Origin of the sequence: Streptomyces sp. NPDC020801, assembly GCF_044334385.1 — a bacterium.
Classification (GTDB): Bacteria; Actinomycetota; Actinomycetes; order Streptomycetales; family Streptomycetaceae; genus Streptomyces.
The window spans coordinates 162,222-177,048 of the sequence record NZ_JBIRST010000009.1 but is presented as its reverse complement, the minus strand read 5'-3'; the positions used below and the strand labels follow the sequence as shown (position 1 = coordinate 177,048).

Annotated in this window: 13 protein-coding genes and 1 riboswitch; of the genes, 8 read left to right on the top strand and 5 right to left on the bottom strand. The window is 71.3% G+C overall.

What is annotated here, in order from left to right; translation table 11 throughout:
- Nucleotides 1–96: 96 nt before the first annotated feature.
- The gene (locus tag ACH4UM_RS20515) at nucleotides 97–1,032 is read left to right on the top strand and encodes a carbohydrate-binding protein (RefSeq protein WP_398181015.1); all 936 of its coding nucleotides are present in this window, start codon (nucleotides 97–99) and stop codon (nucleotides 1,030–1,032) included.
- Nucleotides 1,033–1,251: 219 nt separating this feature from the next.
- Here the strand turns inward: ACH4UM_RS20515 and ACH4UM_RS20510 are convergent, their stop codons facing one another.
- The 3 genes from ACH4UM_RS20510 to ACH4UM_RS20500 all read right to left on the bottom strand — a co-directional run bounded on the left by ACH4UM_RS20510 (nucleotide 1,252) and on the right by ACH4UM_RS20500 (nucleotide 4,358).
- On the bottom strand, nucleotides 1,252–2,181 hold the full coding sequence (locus ACH4UM_RS20510; protein WP_398181012.1) for a 1-phosphofructokinase family hexose kinase: 930 nt from the start codon (nucleotides 2,179–2,181) through the stop codon (nucleotides 1,252–1,254).
- Between the two features lie 130 nt (nucleotides 2,182–2,311).
- Complete coding sequence (nagA, locus tag ACH4UM_RS20505; RefSeq protein WP_398181010.1) at nucleotides 2,312–3,454, bottom strand: N-acetylglucosamine-6-phosphate deacetylase; 1,143 nt, start codon at nucleotides 3,452–3,454, stop codon at nucleotides 2,312–2,314.
- A gap of 7 nt (nucleotides 3,455–3,461) precedes the next feature.
- The gene (locus ACH4UM_RS20500) at nucleotides 3,462–4,358 is read right to left on the bottom strand and encodes an ROK family protein (RefSeq protein WP_398181423.1); all 897 of its coding nucleotides are present in this window, start codon (nucleotides 4,356–4,358) and stop codon (nucleotides 3,462–3,464) included.
- 220 nt (nucleotides 4,359–4,578) lie between these two features.
- Between ACH4UM_RS20500 and ACH4UM_RS20495 the strand changes: the two genes are divergently transcribed.
- The 3 genes from ACH4UM_RS20495 to otsB all read left to right on the top strand — a co-directional run bounded on the left by ACH4UM_RS20495 (nucleotide 4,579) and on the right by otsB (nucleotide 7,192).
- Complete coding sequence (locus tag ACH4UM_RS20495) at nucleotides 4,579–5,829, top strand: extracellular solute-binding protein (RefSeq protein ID WP_398181007.1); 1,251 nt, start codon at nucleotides 4,579–4,581, stop codon at nucleotides 5,827–5,829.
- 76 nt (nucleotides 5,830–5,905) lie between these two features.
- The gene (locus tag ACH4UM_RS20490; RefSeq protein ID WP_398181420.1) at nucleotides 5,906–6,211 is read left to right on the top strand and encodes a DUF3263 domain-containing protein; all 306 of its coding nucleotides are present in this window, start codon (nucleotides 5,906–5,908) and stop codon (nucleotides 6,209–6,211) included.
- A 60-nt stretch (nucleotides 6,212–6,271) separates the two neighbouring features.
- Nucleotides 6,272–7,192 carry a trehalose-phosphatase gene (otsB, locus tag ACH4UM_RS20485; protein WP_398181004.1) on the top strand — a complete coding sequence of 307 codons (921 nt, stop codon included), beginning with the start codon at nucleotides 6,272–6,274 and terminating at the stop codon, nucleotides 7,190–7,192.
- Between the two features lie 182 nt (nucleotides 7,193–7,374).
- On the opposite strand, the gene ACH4UM_RS20480 is transcribed toward otsB, so the two are convergent.
- Together ACH4UM_RS20480 and ACH4UM_RS20475 are read right to left on the bottom strand one after the other, a co-directional pair.
- Nucleotides 7,375–8,817 (bottom strand): trehalose-6-phosphate synthase, encoded by a 1,443-nt coding sequence (locus tag ACH4UM_RS20480; protein ID WP_398181002.1) that lies wholly within the window; start codon nucleotides 8,815–8,817, stop codon nucleotides 7,375–7,377.
- A gap of 82 nt (nucleotides 8,818–8,899) precedes the next feature.
- Nucleotides 8,900–9,871, bottom strand: coding sequence for a glucosyl-3-phosphoglycerate synthase (locus tag ACH4UM_RS20475; protein ID WP_398181000.1), 972 nt, complete (start codon nucleotides 9,869–9,871; stop codon nucleotides 8,900–8,902).
- 131 nt (nucleotides 9,872–10,002) lie between these two features.
- Nucleotides 10,003–10,184: riboswitch (SAM riboswitch) on the top strand.
- Nucleotides 10,185–10,201: 17 nt separating this feature from the next.
- Here ACH4UM_RS20475 and thrC point away from each other — a divergent pair.
- From thrC to groL, 4 genes are all read left to right on the top strand, one after another.
- Entirely contained in the window at nucleotides 10,202–11,488 is a 1,287-nt protein-coding gene (gene thrC / locus ACH4UM_RS20470; protein WP_398180997.1) for a threonine synthase, read from the top strand.
- 117 nt (nucleotides 11,489–11,605) lie between these two features.
- Nucleotides 11,606–11,881, top strand: a complete 276-nt coding sequence (locus ACH4UM_RS20465) for a MoaD/ThiS family protein (RefSeq protein WP_398180995.1) — start codon at nucleotides 11,606–11,608, stop codon at nucleotides 11,879–11,881.
- Nucleotides 11,882–12,311: 430 nt separating this feature from the next.
- Nucleotides 12,312–12,515, top strand: a complete 204-nt coding sequence (locus tag ACH4UM_RS20460) for a cold-shock protein (RefSeq protein WP_004986573.1) — start codon at nucleotides 12,312–12,314, stop codon at nucleotides 12,513–12,515.
- 356 nt (nucleotides 12,516–12,871) lie between these two features.
- Nucleotides 12,872–14,494, top strand: a complete 1,623-nt coding sequence (gene groL / locus ACH4UM_RS20455; protein WP_398180992.1) for a chaperonin GroEL — start codon at nucleotides 12,872–12,874, stop codon at nucleotides 14,492–14,494.
- Nucleotides 14,495–14,827: the final 333 nt, after the last annotated feature.

Genomic DNA, 14,827 nt, shown 5'->3' with positions numbered 1-14,827 from the left:
CGGTCCGAGTCACCCGTTTGGCGCCCGCGGAGCGGGTAGGCTCGCCATTCTCACGACGTACTGCATCAGCCCCGCACCTGTTGAGGAGACCAAGGGATGACGCCCGGCAACAACGGCGCGAGCACGCCCGAGGACGACGACCCGTTCGGCTACCTGTACGCCGACGGTCAGGCCAACGGAGCCCAGCCGCCGTCCGGCGGTTACGGCTATCCGAACTCGGTCAACCGGGTCCGCGCCGTCGGCCAGCGTCAGTACGGCCAGCAGGCGCCCACGGCGCCCTACGGCCAGGTCCCGCAGCAGCAGGGCACCTACGGCCAGCCGAACGCCCACTACGCGGCCCCGGAGACGATCCCGGGCGGCGCCGCCCCCACGACCCGCCAGCCGGCCCAGAGCGGCGGTGGCGGCCGCGGCCGGGGCCCGAACACCAAGGGTCTGCTGATCGGCGCCGTCGCGGTGGTGGCCGCGGTGGTCATCGGCATCGGCATCGCGATGGTCGGCGACAAGGGCGGCAACAAGGCCGGCGGCACGACACCCACGGCCTCCCACAGCTCCCAGCCGAGCCCTTCGGCGAGCAGCAGCGTGGCGGCCGGCGGTGAACTGCCCAAGATCGACGCCAAGGCGCTGCTGCTGGGCGGCGGCGCGACCCTCGCCTCCGACGTCAAGGGCGCTCAGGCCGACGGCGGCGTCTACGTGACCAACTTCAACAACGTGGGCGCTTCGGTCACCTGGACCGTCAACGGGATCCCGACCGACGGCAAGTACACCGTGTACGTCGGTTACACCGTCCCCGGCAAGGACGGCACCGCCACCCTGACGGTCAACGGCACGCCGTCCGACAGGCCCGTCAATCTCAAGAACTGGGCGGGCGCCCAGCAGGGGGACTACGAGAAGGGCTGGACGAAGACCTACAACTACGTCCAGCTCAACAAGGGCACGAACACCATCAAGGTCTCCTGCGAGCAGGGCAACCAGTGCGACGCCGACCTCGACCAGCTCTGGCTGGTGAAGGGCTGGGTCAAGTCCAACGGCTAGACGCGTCCAGGGCATCGTGGGTTGCCGCGATCGCGGTGGCTGCCGAAGGACTTCACCTTTGACAGCCACCGATCAGGAATGGCGATCACCTGTGAACGGGTGACAACGGGCTAGTCAGATGCGTCCGGCTTCCACGCACCTTGCAGCTACCCATCCCGTCCGGCCGGCCGGCCCGGTACACCTTGGTGACTCCAAGTCGTCTATTGGCCACGCTCCGCTCTACGCCGCCGTCGCCTCCCCCGTCACCGCCACCCGCCCCACCAGCTCCTCGTACGCCGGGTGGTCGAACTCGCCCGCCACGGGGGACAGGACCGTCGCCGTGGAGAGGGCTACGGCGCGGGCCAGGCGGGCTGGCCAGGGCAGGTGCTCCACCAGGCCCGAGAGCAGGCCCGCGACCGCCGAGTCGCCGGCGCCGGTCGGGTTGCCCCGGACGCGGGCGGGCGGCGCGGCGCGCCAGGTGCCCTCCGGGGTGTGGGCGAGCAGGCCATCGGCGCCCAGGGAGGCGACCACCGCGCGCGCGCCGCGCCGGCGGGCGTCCCGGGTGGCGCGCAGGGGCTCGTGGGAGCCGGTCAGTTCGGCCAGTTCCTCGGCGTTCGGCTTGACGATGTCGGGGCGGGCCGCCACCCCGCGCCGCAGGGCCTCGCCGCTGGTGTCCAGCAGGACGGGAACCCCGGCCGCCCGCGCCGTGCGCACCAGACCGGCGTACACCCCCACCGGCAGCCCCGGCGGCAGGCTGCCGCACAGCGCCACCGCCGACACCGAGCCGAGCAGGTCCTCGTAGACGTCCTGGAAGGCGGACCACTCGGCGGGGGAGACGACCGGACCCGGCTCGTTGAGCTGGGTGGTGTCGCCGGTGCGTTCGTCGACCACGGCCAGGGTGCGCCGGGTTGCGCCGGCGACCGTGACCAGGGCGTCCGTCACCCCCCGTACCTGGGCGAGCCCGTCCCGCACCTCGCGTCCCGTGGTGCCGCCCACGAAGCCCGTGACGGTCACCTCGTGGCCGAGGGCCGCGAGCACCCGGGCCACGTTGACGCCCTTGCCGCCCGGCCGCTCGGTCACCTCCGACACCCGGTGCGAGGCGTGGGGCCTGAGCGCCGGCACCCGATAGGTGATGTCGAGAGCGGTGTTCAGCGTGACCGTGAGGATCACGAGGTCCGACCTCCCCCGAGTGAGCCGAGCCGGCGCGCCTGTCGCGGTGCCGTGGGGGTTCGATCATGCCAAAGAGACGGCAGACCGCCCAGCCCTCGGACCGGCCACCGCGTCCGGATGGCCGGACGGATCAGCCCAGTTGGGGTTCAACCACCCATTCGCCCCGCCGCATCACTCCGGTCAGGGCGAAGTTCTCGTCCAGCAGCACGAGGTCGGCGTCCTTGCCGGGCTCCAGGGAGCCGATCCGGTCGTCCATGCCGAGCAGCCGGGCCGGGTTGGCGGACAGCGCGGCCACGACGTCCCGGACCGGCAGCCGGTCGACCGTGACCGCCCGCTGGAAGGCCCGGTCCAGGGTGAGCGTGGAGCCCGCGATCGAGCCGCCCTGCACCAGCCGCGCCACCCCGCCCGCGACCTCGACCTCCAGTGGGCCGAGCATGTAGCGGCCGTCGCCGATCCCGGCCGCGTCCATCGCGTCCGTGATGAACGCGACCCGCCCGGCACCCGCGTGATGGAACGCCAGCTCCAGGGCGGCCCGGTGCAGATGCACGCCGTCGTTGATCAGCTCGACCGTGACCCGCTCGTCCTCCAGCAGGGCCGCGATCGGGCCGGGTGCGCGGTGGCCGAGGGTGGGCATGGCGTTGAACAGGTGTGTGGCCACGGTGGCCCCGGCCTCGATCGCCGCCACCGTCTGCTCGTACGTCGCGTCCGTGTGCCCGACCGCCGCGATCACGCCGTGCTCCGCGAGCAGCCGTACGGAGCCGATGCCGCCGGGCAGTTCGGTGGCGAGGGTCATCATCCGGGCGCGGCCGCGCGCCGCGTCGACCAGCTTGCGCACCTCCGCCGGGTCCGGGTCGCGCAGCAGCGCCTCCGAGTGCGCGCCCTTGCGGCACGGCGAGATGAACGGTCCCTCGAAGTGGATGCCCGCGATCTCGCCCTGCTCGGCCAGCTCGGACAGCAGTCCCGCCTGCTTGGTGAGGATGCCCATGTCGTCGGTGACGGTGGAGGCGACGAGCGTGGTGGTGCCGTGCAGCCGGTGGGTGCGCACGGCGGTCAGCACGTCGTCGGCCGAGCCCGAGAAGGAGGCACCGCCACCGCCGTGATTGTGCAGGTCGACGAAGCCGGGGACCACCCAGTGCCCGCGTACGTCGACGACCTCGGCGTCCTCCCGGGCCGAGTCCCCGATCCGGGTGCCCTCGACGATCACCCGGCCGTCTTCCACGATCCCGGTGGGCAGCACCACCCGGGCACCGGCGAGAACCTTGCTAGCGGCCATCAGGTGGTTACCTCCGGGGAGTCGTAGAAGTGTTGATCAGGTCCCAGGCGAGGAGCCCCGCGCCCAGGCATCCGGCGGTGTCCCCCAGGGCGGCGGGGACGATCGACGGCAGCTTCTGGAAGGTGACGCGCCGCCGGACGGCCTCCCGCAGCGGTGCGAACAGCGTTTCCCCCGCCTCGGCGAGCCCGCCGCCGATGATCAGCATGCGCGGGTCCAGCAGGGTGAGTGCGGTGACCAGCCCGTCGGCGAGCGCGTCGACCGCCTCCTGCCAGACCTGCCGCGCCCGCGGGTCCCCGGCTGCCACGGCCCTGGCGCAGTCCGCCGCGTCCGCGTCCGGGTCCCCGCACGCCTCGGCCCATGCCTGGCTGACCGCCGCCGCGGAGGCGAACCGCTCCAGGCAGCCGCGCTGCCCGCAGGGGCAGGGGGTGCCCCCGGGCCGTACGACGATGTGGCCGATCTCGCCCGCGAAGCCGTGCGCGCCCGCCTCCACCCTGCCGTCGATGCCTATGGCGCCCGCGATCCCGGTGCCCAGCGGGACGAAGAAGAACCGGTCGGCGCCCTTGCCCGCCCCGATCCGGCCCTCGGCGAGCCCGCCGGCGCGCACGTCGTGGCCCAGGGCCACGGGGATGCCGAGCCGTTCGGCCAGCAGGTCGCGCAGCGGTACGTCCCGCCAGCCCAGGTTGGCCGCGTAGGCGGCCACCCCACGCTCCTCGTCGACGATGCCGGGGACGGCGACGCCGGCGGCGGCCGCGGGCCCGCCGAAGCGCTCCGCGCCGTAGGCGCGCAGCTCGGCGGCGAAGCCGAGGATGCCCTCGACGACGGCGTCGGGCCCGCGCTCGCGGCCGGTCGCGCGGCGCGCCTGGTGCAGCAGCGCGCCGCCGGCGGCGACCAGTGCGGCCTTCATCCCGGTGCCGCCCACATCGAGGGCGATGACGTGTTCCACGGGGGTAGTGTGACCCTTCGACCCACAAGAGGTCTAGTCCACTCACGTGGTGTAGACCTTATGGCTGACGTTTTGAAAGTTTTCGGCTTGCGGCCGCGCGGGTTCCGGTTCTGTGCGTTTCCGTTCGGGCGAGCCGGCATTCGTATGGGGCGGAGAAGCAGTGCGGCGTCGTAGGACAGGAATGATCGCGGTGGTGTCCGCACTGGGCATGACGGCGGTTCTCGGCGGCTGCGGGAGCACCGGCTCCTCCGGCGTCACCCTCAAGCTGGTCGCCGCCGACTACGGCGACTCGGCGGCCAACGGTTCGCAGAAGTACTGGGACAAACTGGTCAAGGACTACGAGTCCCGGCACCCGGGCGTGAAGGTCGAGGTCAGCGTCTACTCCTGGACCGAGGTCGACCGCAGGGTCAGGCAGATGGTCGACGCGGGCGACCCGCCGGACATGGCACAGATCGGCGCGTACGCCGACTACGCGGCCAAGGGCCTGCTCTACAAGGCCGACGACGTGCTCTCCATACCCGTCCAGGCCGACTTCCTCGGCCAGCTCTCCGACGCCGGGCAGCTGCGCCACGTCCAGTACGGCATCCCGTTCGCCGCCTCCACCCGCGTGCTCTTCTACAACAAGGGCCTCTTCGCCAAGGCGCACCTCACCCCGCCGACGACCTGGGACCAGCTCGCCTCCGACGCCCAGGCGCTGAAGGCACAGGGCGTGAAGTACCCCTACGCGCTGCCGCTCGGCCCGGAGGAGGCACAGGCCGAGACCATGCAGTGGCTGCTCAGCGGCGGCGCCGGCTACACCGACGACATCGGCACCTACACCATCGACTCCCCGCAGAACGTCCAGACCTTCACCTGGCTCAGGGACGAGCTGGTAGGCAAGGGCCTGACCGGCCCCGTGGCCCCGGGCAGGCTCAACCGCGCGGACGCCTTCTCGGCCTTCGCGGCCGGCGACGTCGGCATGCTCAACGGCCACCCCACCCTGATGCAGCAGGCCGTGAAGAAGGGCGTGGAGTTCGGCACGGTGCCGATGCCGGGCAAGAACGGCCCGGCCAAGGCGACCATGGGCGTCGCCGACTGGATGATGGCCTTCAAGAAGAACGGCCACCAGGACCAGATCGGCGACTTCCTCGACTTCGTCTACGACGAGAAGAACGTCCTCGACTTCTCCCGCGAGTACGACCTGCTGCCGGTCACCGGATCCGCGTCCGGGGCGATGGCCGCGGCGGAGCAGGACAAGGGCCTGAAGCCGTTCCTGGAGGAGCTGCCGCTGGCCCAGCTCTACCCGGTCGGCAAGACCTCCTGGGCCCAGGTCAGCGCGGACCTGAAGAAGCGGATCGGCCAGGCGGTCGCCTCCGGCGGCAGCCCCGCCGCCGTCCTCGGGCAGCTGCAGGCCACGGCGTCGGCGGCGGAGAGCGCGGAGAACGCCAAGTAGACCCGCCGGTGGGGCCCCTGTCGGTGGCAGGGGCTACGGTGCCGGTATGGACGCGGACGACGACGGGGCCGCCGGCATGGCCGACCACGGGGCCGACCACGGGACCGACGACCGGGCCGACCACGGGACCGACGACCGGGCCGACGGCTGCCGGGAGCGGCGGCTCGGCCGCACGGAACGGGACATCCTCGCCCTGGAGCGCCGCGGCTTCACCGGCCCCGGCGTGAAGGAGCGCGCGATACGCGAGGAGCTCGGTCTGTCACCCGTCCGCTACTACCAGCTCCTCAACGCGCTCCTCGACGACACCCGGGCGCTGGCGCACGACCCGGTGACGGTGAACCGGCTGCGCCGGGTGCGGGAGGCACGGCGGGCCGAGCGCTGAGAACCTGGGCGGGCGGTCCGTCGAGGAGTGCGGTCGGCCCGTGGTGGATAGGTTCGCCGTATGGGCAGCCATGACAGCGACGCCAACCACGACGGCCACGCCGCGGACCCGACCACCCCCGTCTCCTCCGTTTCCTCCCGCCACTCGCTCCCCTCCCTGCCGACGCCCGCCAGCCAGGCCGGGCGGGACGGGCTCGCCGCCATCCTCGCGCGGCCGGAGCAGGCGGTGATCGCGCTCGACTTCGACGGCACGCTCGCCCCGATCGTGCCGGACCCCGACCAGGCCCGGGCGCATCCCGAGGCGGTGCCCGCGCTGGCCGTGCTGGCCCCGAAGGTGGCCGCCGTGGCGGTGGTCACCGGGCGCCCGGCGGGCGTCGCGGTACGGCACGGCGGCTTCGCGGGCGTACCCGGCCTGGAGCACCTCGTCGTCCTCGGCCACTACGGCGCCGAGCGCTGGGACGCGGCCTCGGGCACCGTCACCGCCCCGGCGCCGCACCCCGGCGTCGCCGCCGTCCGCGCCGAGCTGCCCGGTCTCCTGGACCGGGTCGGCGCCTGGCGCGGCACCTGGATCGAGGAGAAGGGCCGCTCCGTCGCCGTCCACACCCGCCGCGCGGAGGACCCCCAGGCCGCCTTCGACCTCCTGCGCGAGCCCCTCACCGACCTGGCCACCCGACACGGCCTGATCGTCGAACCGGGCCGCATGGTCCTCGAACTCCGCCCCCCGGGCATGGACAAGGGCGTGGCGCTGTCCGACTACGTCCGCGACCTCGGCGCCGCAGCCGTCCTCTACGCCGGCGACGACCTCGGTGATCTCCCGGCCTTCGCCGCGGTCGACAAACTCCGCTCGGACGGAGTACCGGGCGTACTCGTGTGCAGCGGCAGCACAGAGGTGACGGAGCTGTCGGAGAAGGCCGATCTGGTGGTGGACGGCCCTGCAGGGGTGGTGGCGCTGCTGAGGACGCTGGCGGACCAGCTGCGGTAACCCGCTCAGCCGGGCACCCGCGCACCCGCACTGCCGCGCACCCCCGCACCCGCTCGGCCGCGTACCACCGCACCCGCTCGGCCGCGCACCCCCGCACCCGCACTGCCGCGCACCCTCACAGCCTGCGGGCACGCGCGCCCGCAGGCTGTCCCATCCCCGCAGCGAACCCCAGGGGGCGCCCTTCAGCCGGCGGCCGGCCTCCCCAGCTCCTCCAGCTGATCCAGGAACCACTGGGCCGGCGGCAGCGCGGTGGCGGCTTCCGCCAGCCGCTTGGACCGCTCCACCCGCTCGGGCCCCGCCATGCTCAACGCCTCGTGCAGCGCCTCCGCCGTCCCCACCACGTCGAACGGATTCACCACCAGCGCGTCGTCCCCCAGTTCCGCACAGGCCCCCGCCTCCCGCGACAGCACCAGCGCGCACCCCGCGTCGGAGACGACCGGCACCTCCTTGGCGACCAGGTTCATCCCGTCCCGGATGGGATTGACCAGCGCCACGTCCGCGATCCGGTAGGCCGCAAGTGACCGTGCGAAGTCGTCCTTGACGTGGAGCACGACCGGCGTCCACCCGGGCGTCCCGTAATGCCCGTTGATCTCCTCCGCCAGCCGCTGCACCTCGGCGGTGTAGTCCCGGTAGACCGCGAGATCCTGCCGTGAGGGATACGCGAACGCGACGTGCACCACCCGCTCGCGCCACTCCGGCCGGTCCTCGAGCAACTGCCGGTACGCGAGCAGTCCCCGCACGATGTTCTTGGACAGCTCGGTCCGGTCCACCCGGACGATCGTCTTCCGCACCCCGCCGTCCGGCCCCGCGCCGATCTCCTCGCGCAGCGCGGCCATCCGCTCGAAGACGTCGGCCTGATGCGACCGCTCCCGCAGGAAGTCGGCGTCCGCGCCGAGCCCGTGCACCCCGATCATGGTGCCCCCGAGCCCGCCCACGAGCGCCTCGCAGCACCCGGTGAACGCGTCCGCCCACCGCCGGGTCAGGAATCCCAGCCGGTCGGCGCCCAGCATCCCGCGCAGCACCTGCTCGGCGATGTCGTCGGGGAGCATCCGGAAGTAGTCCACCGGCGCCCACGGCGTGTGCGAGAAGTGCCCGATCCGCACATCCGGCCGGAAGTCGCGCAGCATCCCCGGGACCAGCGTCAGGTGGTAGTCCTGCACCACCACGGCCGCGCCCTCGGCCGCCTCCTCCGCCAGCGCCTCGGCGAAGGCCAGGTTGTACGCCTCGTACGACGCCCACCGGTGCCGGAACTCCGCGTCGAAGACCGGCTCCAGCGGCGTCTGGTAGAGCATGTGGTGGACGAACCACAGCACCGAGTTGGCGATGCCGTTGTAGGCGTCGGCGAAGACGCCGGCGTCGATGTCGAGCATCCGTACCTGCTGCCCGCCGGTCGCCTCGGAGGGCAGCCGGCGGCCGCCCTCGAAGCGGCGTACCGCCTCGCGGTCGGCGTCGTTCAGCGCGGCGCACACCCACACCGCGCCCGCGTCCGGACCGATCGCTGACAGCCCGGAGACCAGCCCTCCGCCGCCGCGTCTGGCGTGGAGCGAGCCGTCCGGGCGTACCTCGTACGAGACCGGGCCGCGATTGGACGCGACCAGCACCTCGGCGCCGTGCGTTGAAGCCATGGTCCTCAACCTAGCCCGGCCCGGAAACGCTCAAACGTACGGTTCCGCTTCGTAGCGGGCCGTATACGACGAGGCCGGGGTTTTACGCCACCTTCCGGGATGCATACTCCGCGATCTCGGTCATCGGCGGCCGTTCCTCGGTGTCCACCGAGTACGTGCGCGGCTCGAAGCCGTCCTGCCCGCGCTCGAACTGGGTGAGGCAGGGACGGACGAGGTGGCCGCGGGCCAGCCGCAGCTGGGCGGTCCGGTAGATCGCGGCGGCCATCCGGCCCAGCGCCTGCCCGTCCTGATGCCGGTGTTTGCGCACGCCGACGTCCACCTGGGCGAGCGCGTCCAGGCCGACCAGGTGCAGGGCGTCGACCAGCATCCCCAGCTCGACGCCGTAGCCGACGGGGAACGGCAGCTGCTCCAGCAGCGAGCGGCGGGCCGCGTACTCGCCGCCGAGCGGCTGCACGAAGCCGGCCAGCTGCGGCCAGTGCATGTTGAGCAGTGGGCGTGCCATCAGCTCCGTGACCCGTCCGCCCTGCCCGGCCGCGGTCGTGCCCGGGGCGCGCCCGTCGGACACGGTGAGCGGGCGGTCGTACATGGCCTTGACCAGTTGCACGTCCGGCTCGGTGAGCAGCGGGCCCACGATCCCGGTGACGAAGTCGGAGGAGAACTCCTTCAGGTCGGCGTCGACGAAGCAGATGACGTCCCCGCGGGTGACGAGCAGGGAGCGCCACAGGACCTCGCCCTTGCCGGGCACCGCCGGCAGGCGCGGCAGGATCTCGTCGCGGTGCATCACCCGGGCGCCCGCGGCGGCGGCCACCTCGGAGGTGCGGTCGGTGGAGCCGGAGTCGACCACGACGATCTCGTCGACGAGCGGCACCTGGTCCATGAGGTCGTGGCGGATCACGGCGACGATGTCGCCGACCGTCTCCTCCTCGTTCAGGGCGGGCAGCACGACGGAGACCGACTGACCGGTGCGCTGCTTGGCGGCCAGGATCTGGTGGAGCGGGCGATCGGTCACGGACCAGGAGCGGGTGGCCAGCCAGCGCTCGACTTCTTCCAGCACAGTCAGCGGCTCCTCACTGTTGTCTCGCGGTTCGGACGACTATCTCAACTGTCCTGGCCTTCGGTTACAGTCTTGAACAACGCGGATGACCATCGCATGTCGGGGGTCGCCGCCGCTCAACAACCGCATACAGCTCATCCAGAGGGGCAGAGGGACACGGCCCGATGAAGCCCCGGCAACCCTCCAGCCGGTTCTCGTAGACCACCGTTGATCGTCCAGTCGTGGATCAGCGTCGACGGTCACCGCGAGGCTCCCGGCTAGGGAAGGTGCCAAATCCGTCTCACGGCGAGATGCGTCGTGAGGAAGATGAGGAGAAAGGGCCTCGCCTCCATGGCTGTGCAGACTGTTGCAAGCAGCACCGACTCCACCGTAGACCTCGGTCCCGCCGCGGCGCTGAGCTGCCGCGAGTGCGGCCATCGCGTGCCCCTCGGCCCGGTCTTCGCCTGCGAGGAGTGTTTCGGCCCGCTGGAGATCGCCTACGACTTCTCGGCCTACGACGCCGAGGAACTGCGCAAGAGGATCGAGGCGGGCCCCGCGAACATCTGGCGCTACGCGCCACTGCTGCCGGTCCCCGCGGACGTGGCGACCAAGCCGAACCTGAACCCGGGCTGGACCCAGCTCGTCCAGGCCGACCACCTCGCCCGCGAGCTCGGCGTCGACGCCGGCAAGCTCTTCGTCAAGGACGACTCCGGCAACCCGACGCACTCCTTCAAGGACCGGGTGGTCGCCCAGGCGCTGGAGGCGGCGCGCGCGTTCGGCTTCACCACCCTGTCCTGCTCCTCCACCGGCAACCTCGCCGGTGCCGTCGGCGCGGCGGCCGCCCGGGCCGGCTTGCGCTCCTGTGTGTTCATCCCGCACGACCTGGAGCAGGGCAAGGTCGTCATGGCCGCGGTCTACGGCGGCGAGCTCGTCGGCATCGAGGGCAACTACGACGACGTGAACCGCTTCTGCTCCGAGCTGATCGGCGACCCGGCCGGCGAGGGCTGGGGCTTTGTCAACGTCAACCTGCGGCCGTACTACGCCGAGGGCTCCAAGACGCTGGCGTACGAGATCTGCGAGCAGCTCGGCTGGCGGCTGCCGGACCAGATCGTCGTCCCGATCGCCTCCGGCTCGCAGCTCACCAAGGTCGACAAGGGCCTGCAGGAGCTGATCAAGCTCGGTCTGGTCGAGGACCGGCCGTACAAGATCTTCGGCGCCCAGGCCGAGGGCTGCTCGCCGGTGTCCACCGCCTTCAAGGCCGGGCACGACGTGGTCCGGCCGCAGAAGCCGAACACCATCGCCAAGTCGCTGGCGATCGGCAACCCGGCAGACGGCCCCTACGTCCTGGACATCGCCCGCCGCACGGGCGGCGCGGTGGAGGACGTGACGGACGAGCAGGTCGTGGACGCGATCAAGCTGCTGGCGCGGACCGAGGGCATCTTCGCGGAGACGGCGGGCGGGGTGACGGTCGGCGTGACGAAGAAGCTGATCGAGGCCGGCCTGCTCGACCCGACGAAGACCACCGTCGTCCTCAACACCGGCGACGGCCTGAAGACCCTGGACGCCGTCGCGGGCACGGGGCTCACCGCGACCATCCGCCCCAGCCTGGAGTCGTTCCGGGAAGCCGGTCTGGCGTAGACCGTCGCGCTGCGGGCCGATGGGCCGGTCGCGCAGCTTCCCCGGGCGCGCGGTTTCCCCGCGCCCCTGGGGCGTTGCCCAGCCGTATCCGCGAGACACCACCGGAGGTTTCACCGCATGAGCGTGACCGTTCGCATCCCCACCATCCTGCGCACCTACACGGGCGGGCAGGCCGAGGTGAGCGCCGAGGGCGCGACCCTCGCCGAGGTCATCTCCGACCTGGAGAAGAACCACACCGGCATCGCCGCCCGCGTTCTTGACGACCAGGGCAAGCTGCGCCGCTTCGTCAACGTCTACGTCAACGACGACGACGTCCGCTTCGAACAGGGCCTTCAGACCGCCACCCCGGACGGTGCGGGCGTCTCCATCATCCCGGCGGTCGCCGGCGGCTGATCATTACCATCGGTAACATCCGTTACGCAGAGTTCATCGAATTGCCCCCTCCGTAAGAGAAGCGGAGGGGGCAATTCCGTGTGATTGAGCGCGGTACAGTTGGGGAACGCGCTCCTGATCTCGGGGTCACGGGCCCTGGATTCCTGCCGCGGGCCCGACAAGAAGTAGCCAAAGTGCGAGGGCATTTCGCGGCATTTGTCTTGTTTGCGGGGCCCGACTTGCCCTGAATTCAGGTGAATTCTCACCACATTCCGGACCGTGTGCGTCCAGAATTCTCGTCCGATTGACCTGTTGCAGACGGCAGTTGGACAGATACATTCAGCCGCGGTCGACGCGTTCCGGCGCACACCCCCATTCCACGGGGGGTGAGGTCTGACCCGGGTCCGCGAAGTGTGGATCTGTGCAAGGGCCAGTAATAGGGGAGTTAGGCATGGCTCAGGGCACCGTCAAGTGGTTCAACGCGGAGAAGGGGTACGGCTTCATCGCGGTCGACGGTGGTGCGGACGTCTTCGTCCACTACAGCGCGATCCAGATGGACGGCTACCGCACGCTGGAAGAGGGCCAGCGGGTCGAGTTCGAGATCTCGCAGGGCCAGAAGGGTCCGCAGGCCGACATGGTCCGCGTCACGGCCTGAATCGCGCGACCACCGCAAGCAATCTTCTTCTTTCGAAGGGCTCGCACCTCCGCTGGGGTGCGGGCCCTTCGGCGTGTCCGGCCGCCACCTGCTCCGGCGCCGGCCGCCGCCGCGGCGTACCCGTGTTCGCGCCCGGCTGAGTCGCCTGCCGGACCCCCCGGAGGCGCTTGCACTCGATGGGGTCGAGTGCTAATCATTGGCGTTAGCACTCTGAAGGTGAGAGTGACAACGAAGGACCGGGTCGGTGAGGCCCGCAGGCCGGGTGGGGCAAGGAACCACAAGGCCGGCGAGCCGTCCGTCGCGGGCGCGGGCGCGGTCCGAAGGAATCACCCCCAGTCCTGGAGGGACCACTTCACATGGCCAAGATCATCGCGTTCGACGAGGAGGCGCGGCGCGGCCTCGAGCGCGGCATGAACCAGCTCGCGGACGCCGTCAAGGTGACCCTCGGCCCCAAGGGCCGCAACGTCGTCCTCGAGAAGAAGTGGGGCGCCCCCACGATCACCAACGACGGCGTCTCCATCGCCAAGGAGATCGAGCTCGAGGACCCGTACGAGAAGATCGGCGCCGAGCTGGTCAAGGAAGTCGCCAAGAAGACGGACGACGTCGCCGGTGACGGTACGACCACCGCGACCGTGCTCGCCCAGGCGCTGGTCCGCGAGGGTCTGCGCAACGTGGCCGCCGGTGCCAACCCGATGGCCCTGAAGCGCGGCATCGAGAAGGCCGTCGAGGCCGTCTCCGCCGCCCTGCTCGACCAGGCCAAGGAGGTCGAGACCAAGGAGCAGATCGCCTCCACCGCCTCCATCTCCGCCGCCGACACCCAGATCGGCGAGCTGATCGCCGAGGCCATGGACAAGGTCGGCAAGGAAGGCGTCATCACCGTCGAGGAGTCGCAGACCTTCGGTCTGGAGCTCGAGCTCACCGAGGGCATGCGCTTCGACAAGGGCTACATCTCCGCCTACTTCGCGACCGACATGGAGCGCATGGAGGCGTCGCTCGAGGACCCGTACATCCTCATCGCCAACTCCAAGATCTCCTCGGTCAAGGACCTGCTCCCGCTCCTGGAGAAGGTCATGCAGTCGGGCAAGCCGCTGCTGATCATCGCCGAGGACGTCGAGGGCGAGGCCCTGTCGACCCTGGTCGTCAACAAGATCCGCGGCACCTTCAAGTCCGTCGCCGTCAAGGCCCCGGGCTTCGGTGACCGCCGCAAGGCCATGCTCGGCGACATCGCCATCCTCACGGGCGGCGAGGTCATCTCCGAGGAGGTCGGCCTCAAGCTGGAGAACGCGTCCCTGGACCTCCTGGGCCGCGCCCGCAAGGTCGTCATCACCAAGGACGAGACCACCATCGTCGACGGCGCCGGCTCCGCCGAGCAGGTCGCGGGCCGGGTGAACCAGATCCGCGCCGAGATCGAGAACAGCGACTCCGACTACGACCGCGAGAAGCTGCAGGAGCGCCTGGCGAAGCTCGCCGGCGGTGTCGCGGTCATCAAGGCCGGTGCCGCCACCGAGGTGGAGCTCAAGGAGCGCAAGCACCGCATCGAGGACGCCGTGCGCAACGCCAAGGCGGCCGTCGAGGAGGGCATCGTCGCCGGTGGTGGCGTGGCCCTGCTGCAGGCCTCCCAGGTGTTCGAGAAGCTGGAGCTCGAGGGCGACGAGGCGACCGGCGCCAACGCCGTGAAGCTGGCCCTGGAGGCCCCGCTGAAGCAGATCGCCGTCAACGGTGGTCTCGAGGGCGGCGTCGTCGTGGAGAAGGTGCGCAACCTGGCCGTCGGCCACGGTCTGAACGCCGCCACCGGCGAGTACGTCGACATGATCGCCGAGGGCATCATCGACCCGGCGAAGGTGACCCGTTCCGCGCTGCAGAACGCCGCCTCCATCGCCGCGCTGTTCCTCACCACCGAGGCCGTCATCGCCGACAAGCCGGAGAAGGCCGCCGCGCCGGCCGGCGGCGGCATGCCGGGCGGTGACATGGACTTCTGATCCTTCCGAGGATCGGATCCGTCCTGCACGTACCGAGGGCGGCACCTCCTGCTGATGCAGGAGGTGCCGCCCTCGGGTGTTTCAGTCGGCGTATCGCTTGAGCGGCTCGGTGTCGAGGGTGATGCTCACGGGGGTGGGACATCCACGGTGGCGCCCCAGGGGCAGGACCGGGACTGCTGGTAGCGGCCGTCCCTGGGCTCGCTGTAGACGACGACCGTGGCGTTGTCCCGGTCGATGAGGAGGTAGACGGGGATGTCGACCCCCGCCTAGCCGACGGGAAGCGGACAGGGGTGTATTGGGGCGGGCGGGGGAGCGTTCACCCCTGCATGCGCC

Coding starts and splice junctions, on each gene's coding strand:
- ACH4UM_RS20515 (WP_398181015.1), top strand. CDS start 97: ATGACGCCCGGCAACAACGGCGCGAGCACGCCCGAGGACGACGACCCG.
- nagA (WP_398181010.1), bottom strand. CDS start 3,454: ATGGCCGCTAGCAAGGTTCTCGCCGGTGCCCGGGTGGTGCTGCCCACC.
- ACH4UM_RS20500 (WP_398181423.1), bottom strand. CDS start 4,358: ATGAAGGCCGCACTGGTCGCCGCCGGCGGCGCGCTGCTGCACCAGGCG.
- ACH4UM_RS20495 (WP_398181007.1), top strand. CDS start 4,579: ATGATCGCGGTGGTGTCCGCACTGGGCATGACGGCGGTTCTCGGCGGC.
- ACH4UM_RS20490 (WP_398181420.1), top strand. CDS start 5,906: ATGGCCGACCACGGGGCCGACCACGGGACCGACGACCGGGCCGACCAC.
- otsB (WP_398181004.1), top strand. CDS start 6,272: ATGGGCAGCCATGACAGCGACGCCAACCACGACGGCCACGCCGCGGAC.
- ACH4UM_RS20480 (WP_398181002.1), bottom strand. CDS start 8,817: ATGGCTTCAACGCACGGCGCCGAGGTGCTGGTCGCGTCCAATCGCGGC.
- thrC (WP_398180997.1), top strand. CDS start 10,202: ATGGCTGTGCAGACTGTTGCAAGCAGCACCGACTCCACCGTAGACCTC.
- ACH4UM_RS20465 (WP_398180995.1), top strand. CDS start 11,606: ATGAGCGTGACCGTTCGCATCCCCACCATCCTGCGCACCTACACGGGC.
- ACH4UM_RS20460 (WP_004986573.1), top strand. CDS start 12,312: ATGGCTCAGGGCACCGTCAAGTGGTTCAACGCGGAGAAGGGGTACGGC.
- groL (WP_398180992.1), top strand. CDS start 12,872: ATGGCCAAGATCATCGCGTTCGACGAGGAGGCGCGGCGCGGCCTCGAG.